Source organism: Streptomyces yamdrokensis (assembly GCF_053890455.1).
This window is the reverse complement of record NZ_CM132679.1, coordinates 6,298,632-6,316,302: the sequence shown is the minus strand read 5'-3', so window position 1 is coordinate 6,316,302 and position 17,671 is coordinate 6,298,632. Positions and strand designations below refer to the sequence as shown.

Below are 17,671 nucleotides of genomic sequence, written 5' to 3'. Positions count from 1 at the left end.
TGGAGGAGAGCCATCGTGCCTCGTACCATCAGGGACGTCGTCTTCGTCGACGGCGTCCGCACCCCGTTCGGCAAGGCGGGCCCGAAGGGCATCTACCACGAGACCCGTGCCGACGACCTCGTCGTGAAGGCGATCCGGGAGCTGCTGCGCCGCAACCCCGGACTCGACCCGAAGAAGATCGACGAGGTCGCGGTCGCCGCGACCACGCAGATCGGTGACCAGGGTCTGACCATCGGCCGCACCGCCGGCATCCTGGCGGGCCTGCCGACCTCGGTCCCGGGCTACTCCATCGACCGCATGTGCGCGGGCGCCCTGACCGCCGTGACCACGGTGGCCGGCTCCGTCGCCTTCGGCGCGTACGACGTCGCCATCGCGGGCGGTGTCGAGCACATGGGCCGCCACCCGATGGGCGAGGGCGTCGACCCGAACCCGCGGTTCGTCTCCGAGAAGCTGGTCGACGAGTCGGCCCTGTTCATGGGCATGACCGCGGAGAACCTGCACGACCGCTACCCGACGATCACCAAGCGGCGCGCCGACGAGTACGCGGTCCGCTCGCAGGAGAAGGCCGCCAAGGCGTACGCCGACGGCAGGATCCAGGCCGACCTGGTACCGGTGTCGGTGCGCCGCACCGCTGTGCCCGACGGCGGCTCCGCCGCGGGTGAGGCGGGCGAGACGGGCTGGGGCCTGGTCACCGCCGACGAGCCGATGCGTCCCGGCACCACCCTGGAGAACCTGGCCGGTCTCAAGACGCCGTTCCGCGTCCACGGCCGGGTCACCGCCGGCAACGCGGCCGGTCTGAACGACGGCGCCACCGCCTCGGTCATCGCCTCCGAGGACTTCGCCCGCGAGAACGGGCTGCCGGTCAAGATGCGCCTGGTCTCCTACTCCTTCGCGGGTGTGGAGCCCGAGGTCATGGGCTACGGCCCGATCCCGGCGACGGAGAAGGCCCTCGCCCAGGCGGGGCTGTCCATCTCCGACATCGGCCTGTTCGAGATCAACGAGGCCTTCGCCGTCCAGGTGCTGGCCTTCCTGGAGCACTACGGCATCGCCGACGACGACGCGCGCGTCAACCAGTACGGCGGCGCCATCGCCTTCGGCCACCCGCTGGCCTCCTCCGGCGTCCGCCTGATGACGCAGCTGGCCCGCCAGTTCGAGGAGCAGCCGCACGTCCGCTACGGCCTGACCACCATGTGCGTCGGCTTCGGCATGGGCGCGACGGTCATCTGGGAGAACCCGCACTTCGAGGGGGACAAGTGAGCACCACCGCCGAACTGTTGAAGGGCGCGGCCGCGCTCTTCCCGGACGAGGTCGTCACGACGGCCCATGTACGCCACTTCGAACTGCCCCTGGGCGCCGGGCGCTTCGCGCTGATCACGCTGGACAACGGCCTGGACCACACCAAGCCGACCACCTTCGGCCCGCAGTCGCTGGCGAACCTGGACGCCGCCGTCGACCAGGTCGAGAAGGAGGCCGCGGACGGCGCGATCGTCGGTGTCGGCATCACCGGCAAGCCGTTCATCTTCGCCGTCGGCGCCGACCTCAAGGGCGTCGAGCAGCTGAAGGAGTGGGACCACGCCCACGCCATCGGCAAGGGCGGCCACGACGTCTTCAAGCGGCTGTCCACGCTCGCCGTGCCCACTTTCGCCTACTACAACGGCGCGGCCATGGGCGGCGGCGTCGAGGTCGGCCTGCACTGCGCCTACCGCACGGTGTCCTCGGCCATCCCGGCGTTCTCCCTGCCCGAGGTCTTCCTCGGCCTGGTCCCCGGCTGGGGCGGCTGCGCCCTGCTGCCGAACCTGATCGGCGCCGAGAAGGCCGTCTCGGTGATCATCGAGAACAGCCTCAACCAGAACAAGCAGCTCAAGGGCGAGCAGGTCTACGAACTCGGTATCGCGGACGCGATCTTCGAGGGCGCGGACTTCCTGGAGCAGTCGCTGATCTGGACGGCGGCCGTCCTCAAGGGCGAGATCGTCGTCGAGCGCCCGGTGATCGACCGCGGTGAGGCCTGGGACCGGGCCGTCGCCAAGGGCCGGTCCGTCGCCGACTCCAAGGTGCACGGCGCCGCCCCGGCCGCCTACCGCGCCCTGGACATCATCGCCGCCGCCAAGAACGGTGACCTCCAGCAGGGCTACGACGCCGAGGACAAGGCGCTCGCCGACCTGATCATGGGCGGTGAACTGCGCTCCGGTCTCTACGCGTTCAACCTGGTGCAGAAGCGCGCCAAGCGCCCGGCCGGTGCCCCGGACAAGAACCTGGCCCGTCCGGTCACCAAGGTCGGTGTCGTCGGCGCCGGTCTGATGGCCTCGCAGCTCGCGCTGCTGTTCCTGCGCCGCCTCGAGGTGCCGGTCGTCCTGACCGACATCGACCAGGAGCGCATCGACAGGGGTGTGGGCTACGTCCACGCCGAGATCGACAAGCTGCTCGGCAGGGGCCGCGTCAACCAGGACAAGGCCAACCGTCTCAAGGCGCTGGTCACCGGTGTGCTGGACAAGGCCGAGGGCTTCGCGGACGCCGACTTCGTCATCGAAGCGGTCTTCGAGGAGATGGGCGTCAAGCAGCAGGTGTTCGCCGAGGTCGAGGCGGTCGCCCCGGCGCACGCGATCCTCGCCACCAACACCTCCTCGCTGTCGGTGTCCCAGATGGCGTCGAAGCTGAAGCACCCCGAGCGGGTCGTCGGCTTCCACTTCTTCAACCCGGTCGCGGTGCTGCCGCTGCTCGAGATCGTCCGCGGCGAGCAGACCGACGACGCCTCGCTGGCGACGGCGTTCGGCGTGGCCCGGAAGCTGAAGAAGACCGCGGTACTGGTCAAGGACGCCCCGGCGTTCGTCGTGAACCGCATCCTGACCCGCTTCATGGGCGAGGTCCAGAACGTCATCGACGAGGGCACCCCGGTCCAGACCGCCGAGAAGGCCGTCGAGCCGCTCGGTCTGCCGATGTCCCCGCTGGTCCTCCTCGAGCTGGTCGGCCCGGCGATCGGGCTGCACGTCTCCGAGACGCTCAACCGGTCCTTCCCCGACCGCTTCACCGTCTCGCCGAACCTCAAGGCGGTCGTCGAGGCCGGCAAGCGCGGCTTCTACGTCCACTCCGCCGGGAATCCCGCCGGGCCGGAACTGGACCCCGAGGTCGCCGCGCTGCTCAAGCAGGGCGACACCGTCCTCACCGAGGAGCAGGTGCGGGCCCGGGTGCTCGACGCGGTGGCGCAGGAGATCGGGCTGATGCTCGAGGAGGGTGTCGTCGCCGAGGCCCAGGACATCGACCTGTGCCTGATCACCGGCGCCGGCTGGCCCTTCCACCTGGGCGGCATCACGCCGTACCTGGACCGCGAGGGCGTCTCCGAGCGCGTCAACGGCAAGCGGTTCCTGGCCCCGGGCGTGGCGAGCGTCCCCGCCTGACCGGCAGGCCCTGACGGAGGGGCGGGCCGCACGGATCGTTTCCGTGCGGCCCGCCCCTCTTTTCCGTTCCGTGGGAGCCTGGCCGCATGGAGAACAGCGCCGCCCTGCTCGTGATCGTCGACGCCGCGAACGTCGTCGGGTCGGTGCCCGACGGGTGGTGGCGGGACCGGCGGGGTGCCGCCGAACGCCTGCGCGACCGGCTGGCGTCGGACGGCCTGCCGGGCCGGTCCGGACCGGTGGAGATCATCCTGGTCGTCGAGGGCGCGGCCCGCGGGGTGGAGTCGGTGCCGGGCGTCCGGGTGGAGTCCGCCCCGGACAGCGGCGACGACCACATGGTCGCCCTGGTGGCCGGTGTCGGTGCCGGCGACCGCCCCGTCCTGGTCGTCACGGCCGACCGCGAACTGCGCCGCAGGGTGACGGCCCTGGGAGCGAACGTCACCGGCCCGCGGTCCGTGCCCCGCTGAGACGCGCGGCCCCGCCCGCTGTACCGGGGTCCCGGCGCAGCGGGCGTCCGCCTCCGTCTGCTCCTGTCACGCCTGCTCTCCGGTGTCCAGGTCCAGTCGCTGGTGGACCAGGCGGGCGAAGTGGGTCAGGGTGCGTCCGGTGGCCAGGTCGGCCGGTGCGAGGCGGATGTCGAAGAGATCCCTCGCCTGGACCAGGAACTGCATGCCCAGCAGCGAGTCCAGTCCGAAATCGGTGACATGGTGCGTGGCGTCCAGGCCCGCCGGATCGGTCTGCAGAACACCCGCGAGGAGCTGGGTGAGCGTGTCGGTGATCCTGTGCACCGCTTCGTCCGCCGGAAGGTCCGCCAGCGTTCGCAGGAGTTCGTTGCGGGCGTCCGGCAGGGCCATGGAGGACGGCGGGGTCAGACGGGTGAACCGGGGGGTGGCCAGGACGGGCAGCAGGTGGCGTGCGGCTCCCCAGCGGTAGCGGCCCGCTCCGGCGACGTCGGTGCCGGCGGCCAGGAGGTGGCCGGCGGTGGTCAGGGCCTCGGCAGGGGTGAGGAGTTCGAGGCCGCGTCCGGCCATGGCGGTCTCCATGCCGCTGCGGGCGACATAGCCGGTTTCACCGATTGGTCCCCAGGCCAGGGCCGTACCTGGTTTGCCGACGCCGTGCCGGGCCCGGGCGAGGGCTTCCAGATAGGCGTTGGCCGCCGCGTAGGCGGCCTGGCCCGGGTTGCCGATGGTGGCGGAGACCGAGGAGTAGGTGAGGAACAGGTCCAGGTCGCGGTCGGCGGTCAGGCGGTCCAGCAGCGCCGCGCCCGCCGCCTTGGGCGCCAGCACGGCGGCGAACCGGTCGTCGGTGAGGTCGGAGAGTGACGCGTCGTCCATGTGCATCGCCGCGTGCACGATGCCGCACAGACGGTGTCCGGTGGCGTCCACGGCGTCGATGACCCGGCGCAGCGCGGCTTCCTCGGTTACGTCGACGGCGTGGGCGGTGACGTGCACGCCGCGGCCGGTGAGTTCCCGGAGCAGGGCGGGCGCCTCGGGAGCGTCGGGTCCGCGGCGGGAGAGCAGGGCCAGGTGCCGGGCTCCGTGGTCGGCCAGCCGGCGGGCGGTGGCGGCGCCCAGTCCGCTCAGTCCTCCGGTGATCAGGTAGGTGCCTTCGCCGTCGAGGCGGAGGGTGCCGGGCGCGGGCTCCACGAGGACCGGTTCGTCCAGGGGGTCGAAGGTGACGACGACCTTTCCGGTGTGCCGGGAGTGCTGCAGGAGGTGGAAGGCCTCCTCGACCCGGGCGGCGGGGTAGACCGTGTGGGGCAGGGGCCGGTAGGTGTGGGAGGTGACCTGCGCGCCGAAGTCCGCGAGGAGACGGGAGCGCAGGGCCGGGGAGTCGATGACGGCGTCGAGGTTGAAGCCGATGAAGGTGAGACTGCGGTCGAAGGGGCGCAGCGCCACCGTGTTGTTGAGGAAGATGTCCCTCTTGCCGAGTTCGATGAAGCGGCCGTTGGGACGCAGGAGGCCGAGGCCCAGGGCGATGGCCTCGCCGCTGAGGGAGTTCACCACGACGTCCACGCCCAGGCCGCCGGTCAGCTTCCGCACCTGCGGGACGAAGTCCAGGCTGCGGGAGTCGAGTACGTGCTCGGCGCCGAGCGTGCGCAGCAGGTCTCGTTTGGTCTCCGTGCCGGCGGTGGCGATGACGCGGGCGCCCTGTCGGCGGGCGCACTGCAGGACGGCCAGGCCCACCGCTCCGGCGCCGCCGTGGACGAGCACGGTCTCCCCGGGGGCGAGGCGGGCCTGGTGGACCAGGGTGTGGTGGGCGGTCAGGAAGGCGACGGGGAAGGTCGCAGCCTCCGTGAAGCTCAGTTCGTCGGGGATACGGACGACGGCGACGGCGGGGGTCGTCGTGTGGGAGGCGAGGGCTGCGGGCATGAGGCCGTAGACCCGGTCGCCGGGCTTCAGGCCGCGTACCCCCGGCCCCACGGCGCGCACGATGCCGGCACCGTCGGTGCCCAGCCCGCGGCCGAGAGGGGTGTTCTCCACCGCTTCGGGCGGCAGCAGACCGTTGGCCCTCATGGGGTCGCGGTAGTTCAGGGCCACGGCCCGCATTTCGACGGTCACCTCGCCCGGTCCGGGTTCGGGAAGGTCCGTCTGCCGCCAGACCAGCCGTCGGTGCAGGCCCGGGTCACGGGCCTCCAGAATGAACGGCGTGCCGGCGGGGGCGCCCGGGGCTTCGCTCGCCGGATGCTGGACCTGCCGGGGGACGAACCGGCCCTGTGCGGTCAGGACGATCTCGTCCTCCTGAACGCTCCGGTCGTCGTCGCCGGGAGCGAGGAGTTCTCCGGCCAGGCGGCGGGCGTCGGCGACGGCGTCGCCGGTGCGATGGCACGAGAGGCGCCGCACGCACAGGTCGGGACGCTCGTTGGCGAGTGTGCGGGAGGCCGCCCAGACGGCCGCGTCGTCCGGGTGCGCCGGCTGTTCCGGGGCCGGGAACAGACCGGTGGGGCGCGTGACGAGCCACACCCGGGGGCTCGTGCGGCCCTTCAGGCCCTCGCAGGCGATGGCCAGGGAGCGCAGGAGGGCCGCGCGGCGGACGGTCCGCGTGACGGTCTCCCGCGGACCGGGTTCGGCGAGCAGCAGGACGACGTGCGGAGCGGAGTCCGCGGGCAGGGCCCCGCGCCAGGCGGCCTCGTCGGGCGCGGTGACGACGGTCGCCTCCCCGAGGAGAGCGGCCAGTGCCCGCGCGGTCGCCGTCTCGGTGTCGTCCTCGACGGCGATCACCCAGGCGGTGCCGGGATCCGCCCGTGGCACCTCGGTGTCCGCTCCCTGGCTGTGGTCCGCCGCGGCGAGGAGGACGGAACGGTCCTCGGGCCCGGTCTGCACCACATCGAAGAAGCCGCACTGCTCCAGCAGCGGTGCCCACCGGTCGCGGGCGAGGACGCGGGAGCCGGGGCGCAGATCGTGGTCGCCGCGCTCCCAGAAGTCGTTCAGCGTGCCGGACAACAGGGCCTGGAGCCGGGCGTGGTGCGGTTCGGTGGCCAGCAGGTGTCCGCCGGGGGCCAGCGTGGTGTGCAGGCGTCGCAGGGTCGCGGCCAGGTCGGTGGCGGTGTGCAGGACGTCGCCCGCCAGGACGAGGTCGAACCCGGCCCGGGGCAGGCCCTGGTCGACCAGGTCGGCGTTCAGGTCCAGGGTGCGGTGGTCGACGAAGTCGTGGTGGGCGAAGCGGTGCTCGGCACGGGCGAGACCGTTGCCGGTGGTGGTCGTGCGGGTGTAGCGGGTCCGGTCGGCCGGCAGCATGGGAAGGGCCGCGGCCGTCAGGGCGCCGGTGGCCGCGCCGACTTCCAGGACGCGCAGCGGACGGTCGGCGGGCCAGCGGGCGACGACGGCGCCGAGCAGTGCCTGCACGGCACGGTGGGCGAAGCGGTGGGCCGGGCCGGTCTCGCGAAGCTGCTCGTACGCGCTGTCCCCGGCCGGCAGGAGATCGCCCGCGTCGGTCTGCCCCCGCACCACCTCGGGCAGATGGCGCAGGTGCCGGTTGAGAAGCAGCGTCTCGGCGCTGTACGCGGGGTGCTCCTCCACCAGGCCGCGCAGCAGTTCCTCGGGCCGGGCGCCGGCGCCGGTCAGCTGCCAGGTCTCCCCGGCCGGCCGGGCGAGGCCGTGCTCGGCCAGCAGGGGCAGCATCAGCCGCGCCAGCCGCCGGTGCCGGGGCTGCAACCCCCCGGCCACCAGGTCACCCGTCGAGAACGGGACCGCGGGGTCGGCGAGAAGGCCGCGCAACGTCTCGGCCCAGCAGTGGGCGCCGGTCCGTTCGGCGGCGGCGACGAACCGGCGGTGGCCGTTGTCGTCCAGGGCGGCGTGTGCGGCGGTGATGCGCGGCCCGGCCGCGCGCGCCATCTCGGTGGGCGGGGGAAGGGGAGAGGGCGGGGCCGGGGACCCCCGGTGGGGTGCGGCCCGCAGAACGGTGCGCTGGACGGCCAGGGGGGTGTCCCCGGTCATGTGTCCGCGGCGGGTGCGGCAGCCGTCGATCTCGGCGGTGACCGTGCCGTCCGCGTCGGCATAGGTGATGTCCCAGCACATCTCGTTGGCGCTGCGGCTGCGCCGTCGCAGGTGTACGACGCCGGCGGGCGCGGGGGTGCGCCACACGCGTACGGATCCGAACACGGTCGGCAGGAAGCCGGCGGATTCCGCCGTCGGCCCGGCGAGGGCCACGGTGGCCTGCAGCGGCGCGTCGAGCAGGACCGGGTGGGCGGTGTAGGAGTCGGCGGCGTGCTGCAGCCGGTAGGAGACCAGCACCTCTTGGTCGCCGGCGTCGATGCGGTCGATGAGCTGGAAGTCCGGCCCGCAGTTCAGACCGATGTCGTGACACGTCCGGTAGAAGTCCGGGCCGTCGGTGCTCCGGTGGCAGCGTGCCCGGAGCGCGTCGACGTCGAGCGGGGCCGGTGCCGTGCCGAGCAGAGTGCGGACCTGGGCGCGTACGACGGGTCGGCACTCCCCGTGGTGTTCCTCGCGGACGCTGATGGTCAGGGCGCCGTCGTCGGGGGTGACCGCGGTCTGCAGGGCGACCGGCGTCGGGTCCGGCCACGGCAGGCGCAGCGGACGGCCGATCTCCAGGTGCCGTACTTCGACCGGACGGTCCATGGCCCGCCGGCCGGCGCTCAACGCCATCTCCACGTAGGCGGCCGCCGGCATGAGCACGTCGTCCCCGATCCTGTGGTCGCCCAGCCAGGGCACCAGTTGCGGCTCGACGGTGCCGTGCCACACGGGGTGCGGGGCCGGCATCCGCTCGCCCACCAGCGGATGGTCCAGCAGGCCGTTGCCACTGGTGCCGCTGACCAGGGCCTGCGGGGTGCCGTGCCAGTACCGCTCGTGCTGCCACGCGTAGGCGGGCAGGTCGACCACACGACCCGGGCGGGGGAAGTACCGGCGCCAGTCGGTCCCGGTCCCGGTGGCGAGCGCGGCGGCGACCGCCGCCGCGGCCTCGCGGGGACCGTCCCCGTCGCGGTGCAGGGTGGTGACGCAGGGGACACCGGTGCGGCGCAGATAGGGGCGCAGCACCGGGTGCGGGCCGATTTCCATCAGGGTGCCGGCGTGCTCGGCGGCGAGGTGGGCGGCGGCCTCGGCGAACCGGACGGGTTCGCGGACGTTGCGCCACCAGTACTCCGCGTCCAGTTCCGGCCCGTTGAGAGGGGTGCCGGTGACGGTGGAGACGAAGGGGATCCGGGCGGGGGCGGGGGCGAGCCCGTCCAGCGCGGCGAGCAGTGGCTCCCTGATGGGGTCCATGGCCCGACTGTGGAAGGCGTAGTCCAGGTCCAGTTCGCGGAAGAAGACGCCGCGGCCGGCCAGCTCGGCGCCCCAGGCAGCCAGTGCGCCGGCGGCCCCGGCGACGGTCACGTCGCGGTCGCTGTTGATGCCCGCGATCTCCAGTGCTCCGTCGTGCTGGAGCAGTTCCCCGCGGGCCTGTTCCTCGGGCAGGCCGACGGCGGCCATGCGGCCCCGGCCCGCCGTGGCGCCCTGGGTGCGGCTGCGCTCGGCGATCACCAGCGCGGCCTGTTCCAGGGTCAGGACTCCGGCGGCGTGGGCGGCGGCCACCTCTCCGACGCTGTGCCCGGTCACCGCCCGCGGCCGCACCCCGTGCGAGGCCAGCAGTGCGGTCAGACCCACCTGTACGGCGAACAGGGCGGGCTGGGCCACCTCCGTGCGCTGCCAGGTCCGGGGGGAGGGGTGGGCCAGCTCCTTGGCCACGGACCAGCCCAGGTGGGGCGCCAGGGCCGCGTCGGCCTCCTCGACGGCCTCACGGAAGGCCGGTTCGCGCTCCAGCAGATCGGCGGCCATGCCCGGCCACTGGGAGGCGTTGCCGGAGAACACGAACGCGATCCCGTCCCGCCCGCTCGTGCGCACGATCGCCCCACGGGCGGGCTCCGCGGCCACCAGCCGGTCCAGCTGCCGTGCGGCGTCCTGCGGGTCGGCGGCCAGTACGGCGGCGCGGTGCGGGTGCGCGGTGCGCCGCACGGTGCTGGTGTGGGCCAGGTCGTAGAACTCCTCGGGCTCCGTCTCCCGCAGCCGCTCCGCCATGCGGCCGGCCATCTGCTCGAGCGCCTCGGGGGACCGTGCGGAGACGACCACCGGCAACGGGCGTTCGCCCGGCACCGGCCGCGGATCGGGCCGCCGGGCAGGGGGCAGGGTGAGGACGGCGTGGGCGTTGGCTCCGCCGAAGCCGAAGGAGCACACTCCCACGGCGGCCCCTTCCCCCAACGTCAGCGGGACGGGTTCGACGGCGGGGGCCAGCCCCAGGCCGTCGAAGTCGATCCGGGGGTTGAGCGGAAGGGCGTGCAGGGACGCCGGCACCAGCCGGTGGCGCAGCACCAGGATCGCCTTGAGCAGGCCCGCCATCCCGGAGGCGGGCTCCAGATGGCCGAGGTTCGTCTTCACCGAGCCGATCGGCAGCGGGCCGCCGCGGCGGTGCCGGCCCAGTGCCCGGCCGATGGCCTCGGCCTCCGCCGGGTCCCCGACCTGGGTACCGGTGCCGTGGGCCTCGACGTACACCAGATCGTCCGCGCCGATCCCGGCTTCCGCGTAGACGGTGTGCAGCAGTGCCTCCTGCGTCTCGGCGCTGGGCACGATCATGCCGGTGCTGCGACCGTCGGTGTTGTTGCCGGTGGCGGCCAGCACGGCGTGGATGCGGTCCTGGTCGGCCACCGCGTCCGCGAGGCGCTTGAGGACGAGCACCGCGCCGCCCTCCGCACGGACGAAACCGTCGGCGTCGGCGGAGAACGCCGCACAGCGTCCGCGCCGCGACAGCATGCCCGCATAGGAGAATCCGGCGAAGGAGTAGGGGGTGGCCAGCACGTTGACGCCGCCGACCAGGGCGACACGGCCGGCACCCTCGCGCAGGGTGCGGCAGGCCCGGTCCAGGGCGACCAGGGCGGAGGAGCAGGCCGTGTCGACGGCCATGCTCGGCCCGCGCAGGTCGAAGGCGTACGACAGCCGGTTCGCCGTGATGGACAGGGTGGCGCCGGGCATGGTGTGCGGGCTCGTGTGGTCCTGCATCATCGTCAGGCCGACGCCGTAGCCGGGGTCGGAGACGCCCACGTACACGCAGGTGTCCGACCCCGCAAGCGACTCGGCCGGGAGGGCGGCGTCGTCCAGTGCCTCGGCGGCCATCTCCAGCAGCAGTCGCTGCTGCGGGTCGACGTGCCTGGCCTCCGCGGGGGACATCCCGAAGTAGGCGGCGTCGAACGAGGCGACGTCCGGGAGGAAGCCGCCGGCGGCGGTGTAGCTGCGGCCGGGCCGCACGGCCCCCGGGTCGACCGTTCTGTCCCTGGGCAGCCGGTCGGCGGGCATCTCGCCGACCATGTCCCGCCCGTCGCGCAGCACGGACCACAGGCCGTCCAGATCGGTGATGCCCCCGGGAAGCCGGCAACCGATTCCCACCACCGCCACGGCCCGTTCGAGCTGCTGCATTGCCAAGTCCCCGCTTCCTCGCGCCGATTGCAGGCATTAGGGCCTGTCGCGAAAGTGACGCCTGCCGCGCGACGCCACTTTCGCGACAGGCCCTGGGCGGAGTGAAGGGCATCGCGGGGCGAAAAAGCCAATGCGGGTCACTCGTTGGGGTGAAGACCGTCGCGTGGAGGGCTTTGCGGCTCGGCGGCGGCGGCTGCGCCGTTACGGTGACGCGGTGCCTGAAGCCCTGCGAGCCCGTGTCGCGGCCGTCGCCGCTCATCTGCCGTCCCGCTACCGGACCATGGACGAGATCCGCGTCAGGATCGCCGAGAACGGCGGCTACGCACCACCGCCCGGCCTGCTGGAGGATCTCACCGGTGTGCGCGGGGTCCATGTGCACGAGGACGGCGAGAACGCCTCCGACCTCGCCGTGGCGGCCGCCCGCAAGGCACTCGACGAGGCGGGCCTGAAGATCGGCGACATCGATCTGCTGCTGTTCGCCTCGACCTCGCAGGACCTGATCGAACCCGCCACGTCACACCTCGTGGCCACGAAACTGGACGCCTCCTGCCCGGTGTTCGACGTCAAGAACGCCTGCAACAGCGTCCTCAACGCCGTGGAAGTGGCCACCTCGTTCATCGAGACCGGCCGCTACCGCACGGTCCTCATCGCCTGCGGTGAACCCGCCACACTGGCCACCCGCTGGCACGTCCCCGACCGGCAGGCCCTGCTGAGGGCCCTGCCCGGCTACACCGCCTCCGACGCCGGTGCCGCGATGGTGCTCACCGCCGGTCCCGCGGGCGAACACGATCCCGGCGTTCTGGCCCTGCGGTTCGTCAGCAACTCCGCCGCCTGGGAGGCCTGCACCGTGGCCGGCGGAGGAAGCATGCACCACCTCTCCGTGCACGACGACCACACCACACTGCGGCTGAACGGGGACCTGCGCCAGGGTGCGCTCGACGTGCTTCCCCGGATCCTGGCCACCGCCGGGGAAGAACTCGAGGCGGCGCGCACCGGTGCCTTCGTCGCCTTCCACCAGATCGCCATGCCGCAGTACCGCGAGACCCTCGACATGTTCTCCCTGCCCGAGGACCGGTGCATGCCCGCGGTGGCCGAGCACGGGAACTGCGCGGCGGCCTCCCTCCCCCTGCAACTGGTCAAGGCGCGGGAGGCCGACCGCATCGAGAGCGGGGACGTGGTGACGATGATCGGCCTGGCCAGTGGTTTCAGCTTCGGCCTGGCTCTCGTCCGGTGGTGACCGCACGAGCCGGCCACGCCCCGGCGCCCCGCTCCGCCGCGCTGGAACGGCTGATGCCGGGCTATCCCGCGCCCCGACACTGGCGGCGCGTGCCGGTCACCGGACAGCACTACCTCGACCTCGGCTCCGGGCAGCCGGTGCTGTTCCTGCACGGCAACCCGGCGTGGAGTTACGTCTGGCGCAAGCTGCTGCACCGGCTCTCCCCGCACGCCCGCTGCCTGGCACCCGACCTGCCGGGTTTCGGACTGTCCCGGCACCTGCGGCCGGCGGACGGGGTCCCCGACCCCTACGAGGCCCAGCTGGAGGGCCTGGACATCCTCCACCGCCACCTGGTGCGGGACGTGGGCCTGCCCGAGCGGGGCTGGACGTTCGTCCTGCACGACTGGGGCGGCCCGCTCGGCGCCGCCTGGGCCCTGCGGCACCCGGGCGTGGTGGCCCGGCTGGTCGTCTGCAACACCGTGGCCTTTCCCTTCCCGGACGGCTTCCGACTGCCGTTCTACCTGCGCTGGATCCGTGACCACCGGCCGGTCGCCGGCCTCGTCCACCTCACCAACGCGTTCGCCCGCACCGCCCTGCGCGCCGGAGTCCACCACCCCTTGCCTTCGGCCGAGCGCCGCGCCCACCTCAGGCCCTGTGCCCGCCGCGCCGAGCGCCGGGCCGTCACCGACGCCGTCCGCGCGATCCCCCGCGGCCCCGCGGACCCCGTGTGGCGGCTGCTCGAACCCCCCGGTGCCGGGGCCGGCCTGTCGGCTCTGCCCATGCTCATCGGCTGGGGCATGCGCGATCCCGTCTTCACTCCGGTCCTGCTGGAGGAGTGGACCCGCCGCTTCCCCCGTGCCGCCGTCCACCGCTTCCCCGACGCCGGGCACTTCGTGATGGAGGACGCCGCCGCCGAACTCGGCGACCGCATCCGTGACTTCCTTCAGGGAGCCTCATGACCGAGACCGTTCCCGGCCTCGCCGCACGCCTGGCCGACCGGCCCGACGCCCTCGCCCTCGTCCGCTGCCGCAAGGGAGCCTCCCGGACGGTCAGCCGGGGCGAACTGGCGCGGGGCTGCCACCACATCGCGCGAGCCCTGTACGACGTCGGCGTCCGGCCCGGCCACAAAGCCGTCGTGATGACCCGCGACGCCTACGACCTCACCGCCGTCTCGTACGCCCTCGGGGCGCTCGGCGCCGTTCCCGTCCTGATCGAACCGCGCGCCGAGGTGGGTCGTTGCCTGCGGGACGTCGCCCCGGACGTCTTCATCGGCGAGCCCCTGGCCCACCTCGGTCGCCGGGTTTTGGGGTGGGGCCGCCCGCACGTCCGAATCCCCCTGGTCACCGGCCCCGCGCCGCTCCTCCCGGGACGGCGGCTGGTCACCCGGGCGCCGGCCGGCGGCGTCCCGCCCCTGCAGGTGCGGGAACCCGACGGCGACGAGCCGGCCCTGATCGCCTTCACGTCCGGTTCCACCGGACGGCCCAAGGGTGCCGAGTACCGCCACGCCACCCTGGCCGGACAGCTCGACGCGCTGTCGACGCTGATGGGCCCCCGGCCCGACGACGTACTCCTCGCGGGGTTCCTGCCGGTCGCACTGCTCGGCCCGCTCCTCGGCCCGACCACCGTCGTCCCGGCCGTGAATCACCTGGCCCCGGCCCGCACGCCGCCGGAGGAACTCGTCGAGCCGATCCTGAAGCACCGGGCCACCATCGTCCTGGCGTCGCCCGCGGTCCTCACCCTGATCGCCGGCCACTGCGCCCGCCGCGGCATCTCGCTGCCCTCGGTCCGGCAGGTGCTGTCCTTCGGAGCCCCGTTGCGCGTCCGCCTCTGCGACGCCCTGCGCGACGTCGTGCCGGACGACGCCGAGATCCTCAGCGTCTACGGCGCCACGGAGTGCCTGCCCGTCTCCGCGATCGGCGACCACGACCTGCGGGCCTCACGCATGCGGCCGCCCACCGGGCACGCCGGCACCTGCCTGGGCCGGCCGCTGCCCGGCATCCATGCCCGGATCCTGGACCCCGACGCCACCGGACTCGGCGAGATCGCCGTCACCGGCCCCACCGTCAGCCCCGCCTACCACGGGCGCCCCGACGCCGACTCCGCCACCAAGAGCGTCACCGGCCGTGGCGTGCTGCACCGCACCGGAGATCTCGGCCGGCTCGACGACCAGGACCGCCTGTGGTTCCTCGGCCGCAAGGCCCACCTGGTCACCGGCACCGGCTTCACCCTGGCCACCGAGGACGTCGAGGCCGCGGCGGACACCGCCCCCGGCGTCCGGCGCACCGCCCTGGTCGGGGTCGGCACGGCCGCGTACCGGCTGCCCGTCCTGTGTGTGGAGCTCCTGCCCTCCGCCTCCCGCGCCGCTGCCCTGGAAGCCGTCCGCGCCGTCGTGAGGGACCATCCGGAAGGGCACCGCGTCGGCACCCTGCTGCTCCATCCCGGCTTCCCCACCGACCCCCGGCACAATTCCAAGATCGACCGCCCACGACTGGCCGACTGGGCCGCCAGGCGCCTGCGCGGGAGGGCTCGGTGAAGGTACTGGTCACCGGGGGAAGCGGCTTCCTCGGCCAGGAGATCTGCCGTCGGCTGAGCGCACGCGGCGTCGTCGCCTCCTCCCTGGGCCGCCGCCCCAGCGCCACGCTGGAACGGCTGGGTGTCCGGCAGCACCTGGGCGATCTCGCCGACGCCGCCGCGGTCTCCCGTGCCGTCGCCGGCCAGGACGCCGTCGTCCACAACGCCGCCCTGGCCGGCGTCAGCGGCCCGTCGCGGCCCTACTGGGCCACCAACGTCGTCGGCACCCGTCACGTGATCGAGCAGTGCCGTGCCCACGGGGTGCGCACGCTCGTGTACACCTCGACCGCCAGTGTCGTCTTCCGGCCCGGTGGCCTGGAAGGTGTCGCCGAGGACCTTCCCTACGCCCTGCACCACCTGGCCGCCTATCCCGCCACCAAGGCCCGGGCCGAGGCCCTGGTCCTGGCCGCCCACGGCCCGGAGCTGGCCACCGTGTCGTTGCGTCCGCACATCATCTGGGGGCCGGGCGACCCGCATTTCGTCCCCGCCCTCGCGCGCGCCGTGCGGGCCGGCCGTCTGCTGATGCCCGGCGACGGCGGCAACCTCATCGACACCACCCACGTCCGTACCGCCGCCCACGCCCACCTCCTCGCTCTGGACCGTCTGCGGCAGTCACCGACGGCGGGCGGCCGCGCCTACTTCATCGGCCAGGGCGACCCGCGTCCCCTGCGCGACATCACCCGGCACTTCCTGCGGGCCGCCGGCATCGGCGCCCGCTGGTGCGCCGTCCCGCCCCGGCTGGCCACCGCCGCGGCCGCCGTCAGCGACACCTGCCTGCGCATGACCCGCAGCCCCCGCACCCACGCCCTGAGCCGCTTCCTCGTCGCGGAACTGCTGCACCCGCACCACTTCGACCTCACCGCGGCACGCCGCGGCCTGGGTTTCGAGCCACCGATCGGATTCGAGGCCGGTCTCGCGGAACTCGCCCCGCTCGCCCCGTACCACAGCAAGGACACCCCGTGCCGGAAACCTACGACGCCGTCCGCTCCATCCTGACCAGCGCCTTCCGCGTCCCCGAGGACGAGATCCAGCCCCAGCTCACGCTGGGACAGCTGGACCTGGACTCCCTGGCCCTGACGGAGCTGGTGCTCATCCTCCACGAACGCTTCGGGGTGAAGGTCGGCAGCGAGTACGCCTCCCGCACCACGACCGTCGCCCAGGTCGCCGACCACCTCGACGCGCTGCGCGCGGGCGGCACGGGGGCGGTGGCCTCCTCGTGACCGAGCCCGTCGCCGTCACCGGCCTCGGCCTGGTCACCTCCGCCGGAGAAGGTGCCGACGCCACCTGGGACGCGGTCTGCCGGGGCGTGGGCACCGCGGCCCACGATCCGGAGCTGGCCGCCCTGCCCGTGGACTTCTCCTGCCGCGTCCCCCTTTCGCGCGAAGCCCTGGGCCGGCGGGTCGGACGCACCGCCTGGCGCATGTCCCGGAACGCCCAACTGGCGGTGCTCGCCGCCCGTGAGGCGGTCCACGACGCCGGCCTCGGCCCCGGGACGTGGAACGGTGACCGGGTCGCCGTCGTCATCGGCTGCGGGCTGGGGGCGGATGCGGCACGCGAGGAACAGGCCAGGCGCCTGGAGGAACGGGGCGCCGACATGGTCTCCGCGCTCACCATCCCCCTGATCATCCCGAACATGGCGGCCGGTGAGGTCTCCATCGACCTCGGGGCCCGCGGCCCCAGTCTCGCCCCGGCCACCGCCTGCGCCTCCGGCGCCACCGCCGTCGCCGTGGCCCGCGACCTTCTCGCGACCGGCCAGTGCGACGTCGCGGTGGCCGGGGCCACCGAAGCCGCCGTCACCCCGCTGACGGCCGCCGGTTTCTGGCGTGCGGGCACCCTGGCCCGGCGCACCGACGCGGTCGCCGGCGCGTCCCGGCCCTTCGCCGCCGACCGTGAGGGCTTCGTCCTGGCGGAAGGCGCCGGCATCCTCGTCCTGGAGCGGACCGCGGACGCGGCCGCCCGTGGTGCACGTACCCGTGCCCGGCTCGTGGGCTGCGGCAGCACCTCGGACGCCCACCACCCCACCGCGCCCGCCCCGGACGCCCGGGGCACGGAGAGGGCCCTGCGCACCGCACTGGCGGATGCGGGCCTGACCCCGCACGACGTCGGCCACGTCAACGCCCACGGCACCTCCACACCGCTCAACGACGCCGGCGAGGCGGCACTGATCGCCCGCGTGCTGCCGCACCGCCCCAGCGTCACCGCGCCCAAGGGCGTGCTCGGTCACAGCCTGGGGGCGGCGGGCGCCGTCGAGGCGGCACTGACGGTGCTCACCCTCCAGCACCGCACGGTGCCGCCGATCGCGAACCTGCGGGCCCCGGCTCCCGGATTCGACATCGACTGCGTCACCGGGGGACCCCGTCGGCAGGACGTCCGCGTCGCCGTCAGCCACTCCTTCGGCTTCGGCGGCCACAACGTCGTCCTCGCTCTGGCCAGGGCCTCCTGACCGGCTCGGCGACCGGACGGGGACGGCGGCGTCCCGTGGTCACGCGTGCGGGGCGCCCCCGGTGGTGAAGCACCGCCGGGGTCTCCCGTTCGCGTCGTGCCGGGCCCGCGGGCCCGGCGCCGCACCCGATCCGGTCCGGACGCAGGACCCC

Annotated in this window: 10 protein-coding genes; 9 read left to right on the top strand and 1 reads right to left on the bottom strand. The window is 73.8% G+C overall.

Going from position 1 to position 17,671, the window contains the following annotated elements:
* Positions 1–15 precede the first annotated feature (15 nt).
* The 3 genes from ACWZEH_RS28035 (at position 16) to ACWZEH_RS28025 (ending at position 3,856) form a co-directional block, all read left to right on the top strand.
* Positions 16–1,257, top strand: coding sequence for a thiolase family protein (locus tag ACWZEH_RS28035; RefSeq protein WP_456193854.1), 1,242 nt, complete (start codon positions 16–18; stop codon positions 1,255–1,257).
* Positions 1,254–3,392, top strand: coding sequence for a 3-hydroxyacyl-CoA dehydrogenase NAD-binding domain-containing protein (locus tag ACWZEH_RS28030; RefSeq protein ID WP_456193853.1), 2,139 nt, complete (start codon positions 1,254–1,256; stop codon positions 3,390–3,392). Before ACWZEH_RS28035 ends, ACWZEH_RS28030 begins: the two co-directional genes overlap by 4 nt.
* Positions 3,393–3,478: 86 nt before the next feature.
* Complete coding sequence (locus ACWZEH_RS28025) at positions 3,479–3,856, top strand: PIN domain-containing protein (RefSeq protein ID WP_456193852.1); 378 nt, start codon at positions 3,479–3,481, stop codon at positions 3,854–3,856.
* A 66-nt stretch (positions 3,857–3,922) separates the two neighbouring features.
* Here ACWZEH_RS28025 and ACWZEH_RS28020 read toward each other — a convergent pair whose 3' ends face one another.
* Positions 3,923–11,290, bottom strand: a complete 7,368-nt coding sequence (locus ACWZEH_RS28020) for an SDR family NAD(P)-dependent oxidoreductase (RefSeq protein WP_456199874.1) — start codon at positions 11,288–11,290, stop codon at positions 3,923–3,925.
* 214 nt (positions 11,291–11,504) lie between these two features.
* Here ACWZEH_RS28020 and ACWZEH_RS28015 point away from each other — a divergent pair, with 214 nt between their 5' ends.
* The 6 genes from ACWZEH_RS28015 to ACWZEH_RS27990 are packed head-to-tail and all read left to right on the top strand — an operon-like array spanning position 11,505 to position 17,520.
* Positions 11,505–12,527, top strand: a complete 1,023-nt coding sequence (locus ACWZEH_RS28015; RefSeq protein WP_456193851.1) for a 3-oxoacyl-ACP synthase III family protein — start codon at positions 11,505–11,507, stop codon at positions 12,525–12,527.
* Positions 12,524–13,465, top strand: a complete 942-nt coding sequence (locus tag ACWZEH_RS28010; RefSeq protein ID WP_456193850.1) for an alpha/beta fold hydrolase — start codon at positions 12,524–12,526, stop codon at positions 13,463–13,465. The genes ACWZEH_RS28015 and ACWZEH_RS28010 overlap by 4 nt, the downstream gene beginning before the upstream one ends.
* A complete protein-coding gene (locus ACWZEH_RS28005) occupies positions 13,462–15,039 on the top strand; it encodes an AMP-binding protein (RefSeq protein ID WP_456193849.1) in 1,578 nt (525 codons plus the stop codon). The genes ACWZEH_RS28010 and ACWZEH_RS28005 overlap by 4 nt, the downstream gene beginning before the upstream one ends.
* The gene (locus ACWZEH_RS28000) at positions 15,036–16,073 is read left to right on the top strand and encodes an NAD-dependent epimerase/dehydratase family protein (protein WP_456193848.1); all 1,038 of its coding nucleotides are present in this window, start codon (positions 15,036–15,038) and stop codon (positions 16,071–16,073) included. The genes ACWZEH_RS28005 and ACWZEH_RS28000 overlap by 4 nt, the downstream gene beginning before the upstream one ends.
* The gene (locus tag ACWZEH_RS27995; RefSeq protein ID WP_456193847.1) at positions 16,037–16,297 is read left to right on the top strand and encodes an acyl carrier protein; all 261 of its coding nucleotides are present in this window, start codon (positions 16,037–16,039) and stop codon (positions 16,295–16,297) included. The genes ACWZEH_RS28000 and ACWZEH_RS27995 overlap by 37 nt, the downstream gene beginning before the upstream one ends.
* Positions 16,294–17,520 (top strand): beta-ketoacyl-[acyl-carrier-protein] synthase family protein, encoded by a 1,227-nt coding sequence (locus tag ACWZEH_RS27990; protein WP_456193846.1) that lies wholly within the window; start codon positions 16,294–16,296, stop codon positions 17,518–17,520. The genes ACWZEH_RS27995 and ACWZEH_RS27990 overlap by 4 nt, the downstream gene beginning before the upstream one ends.
* The last annotated feature ends 151 nt before the right edge of the window (positions 17,521–17,671 follow it).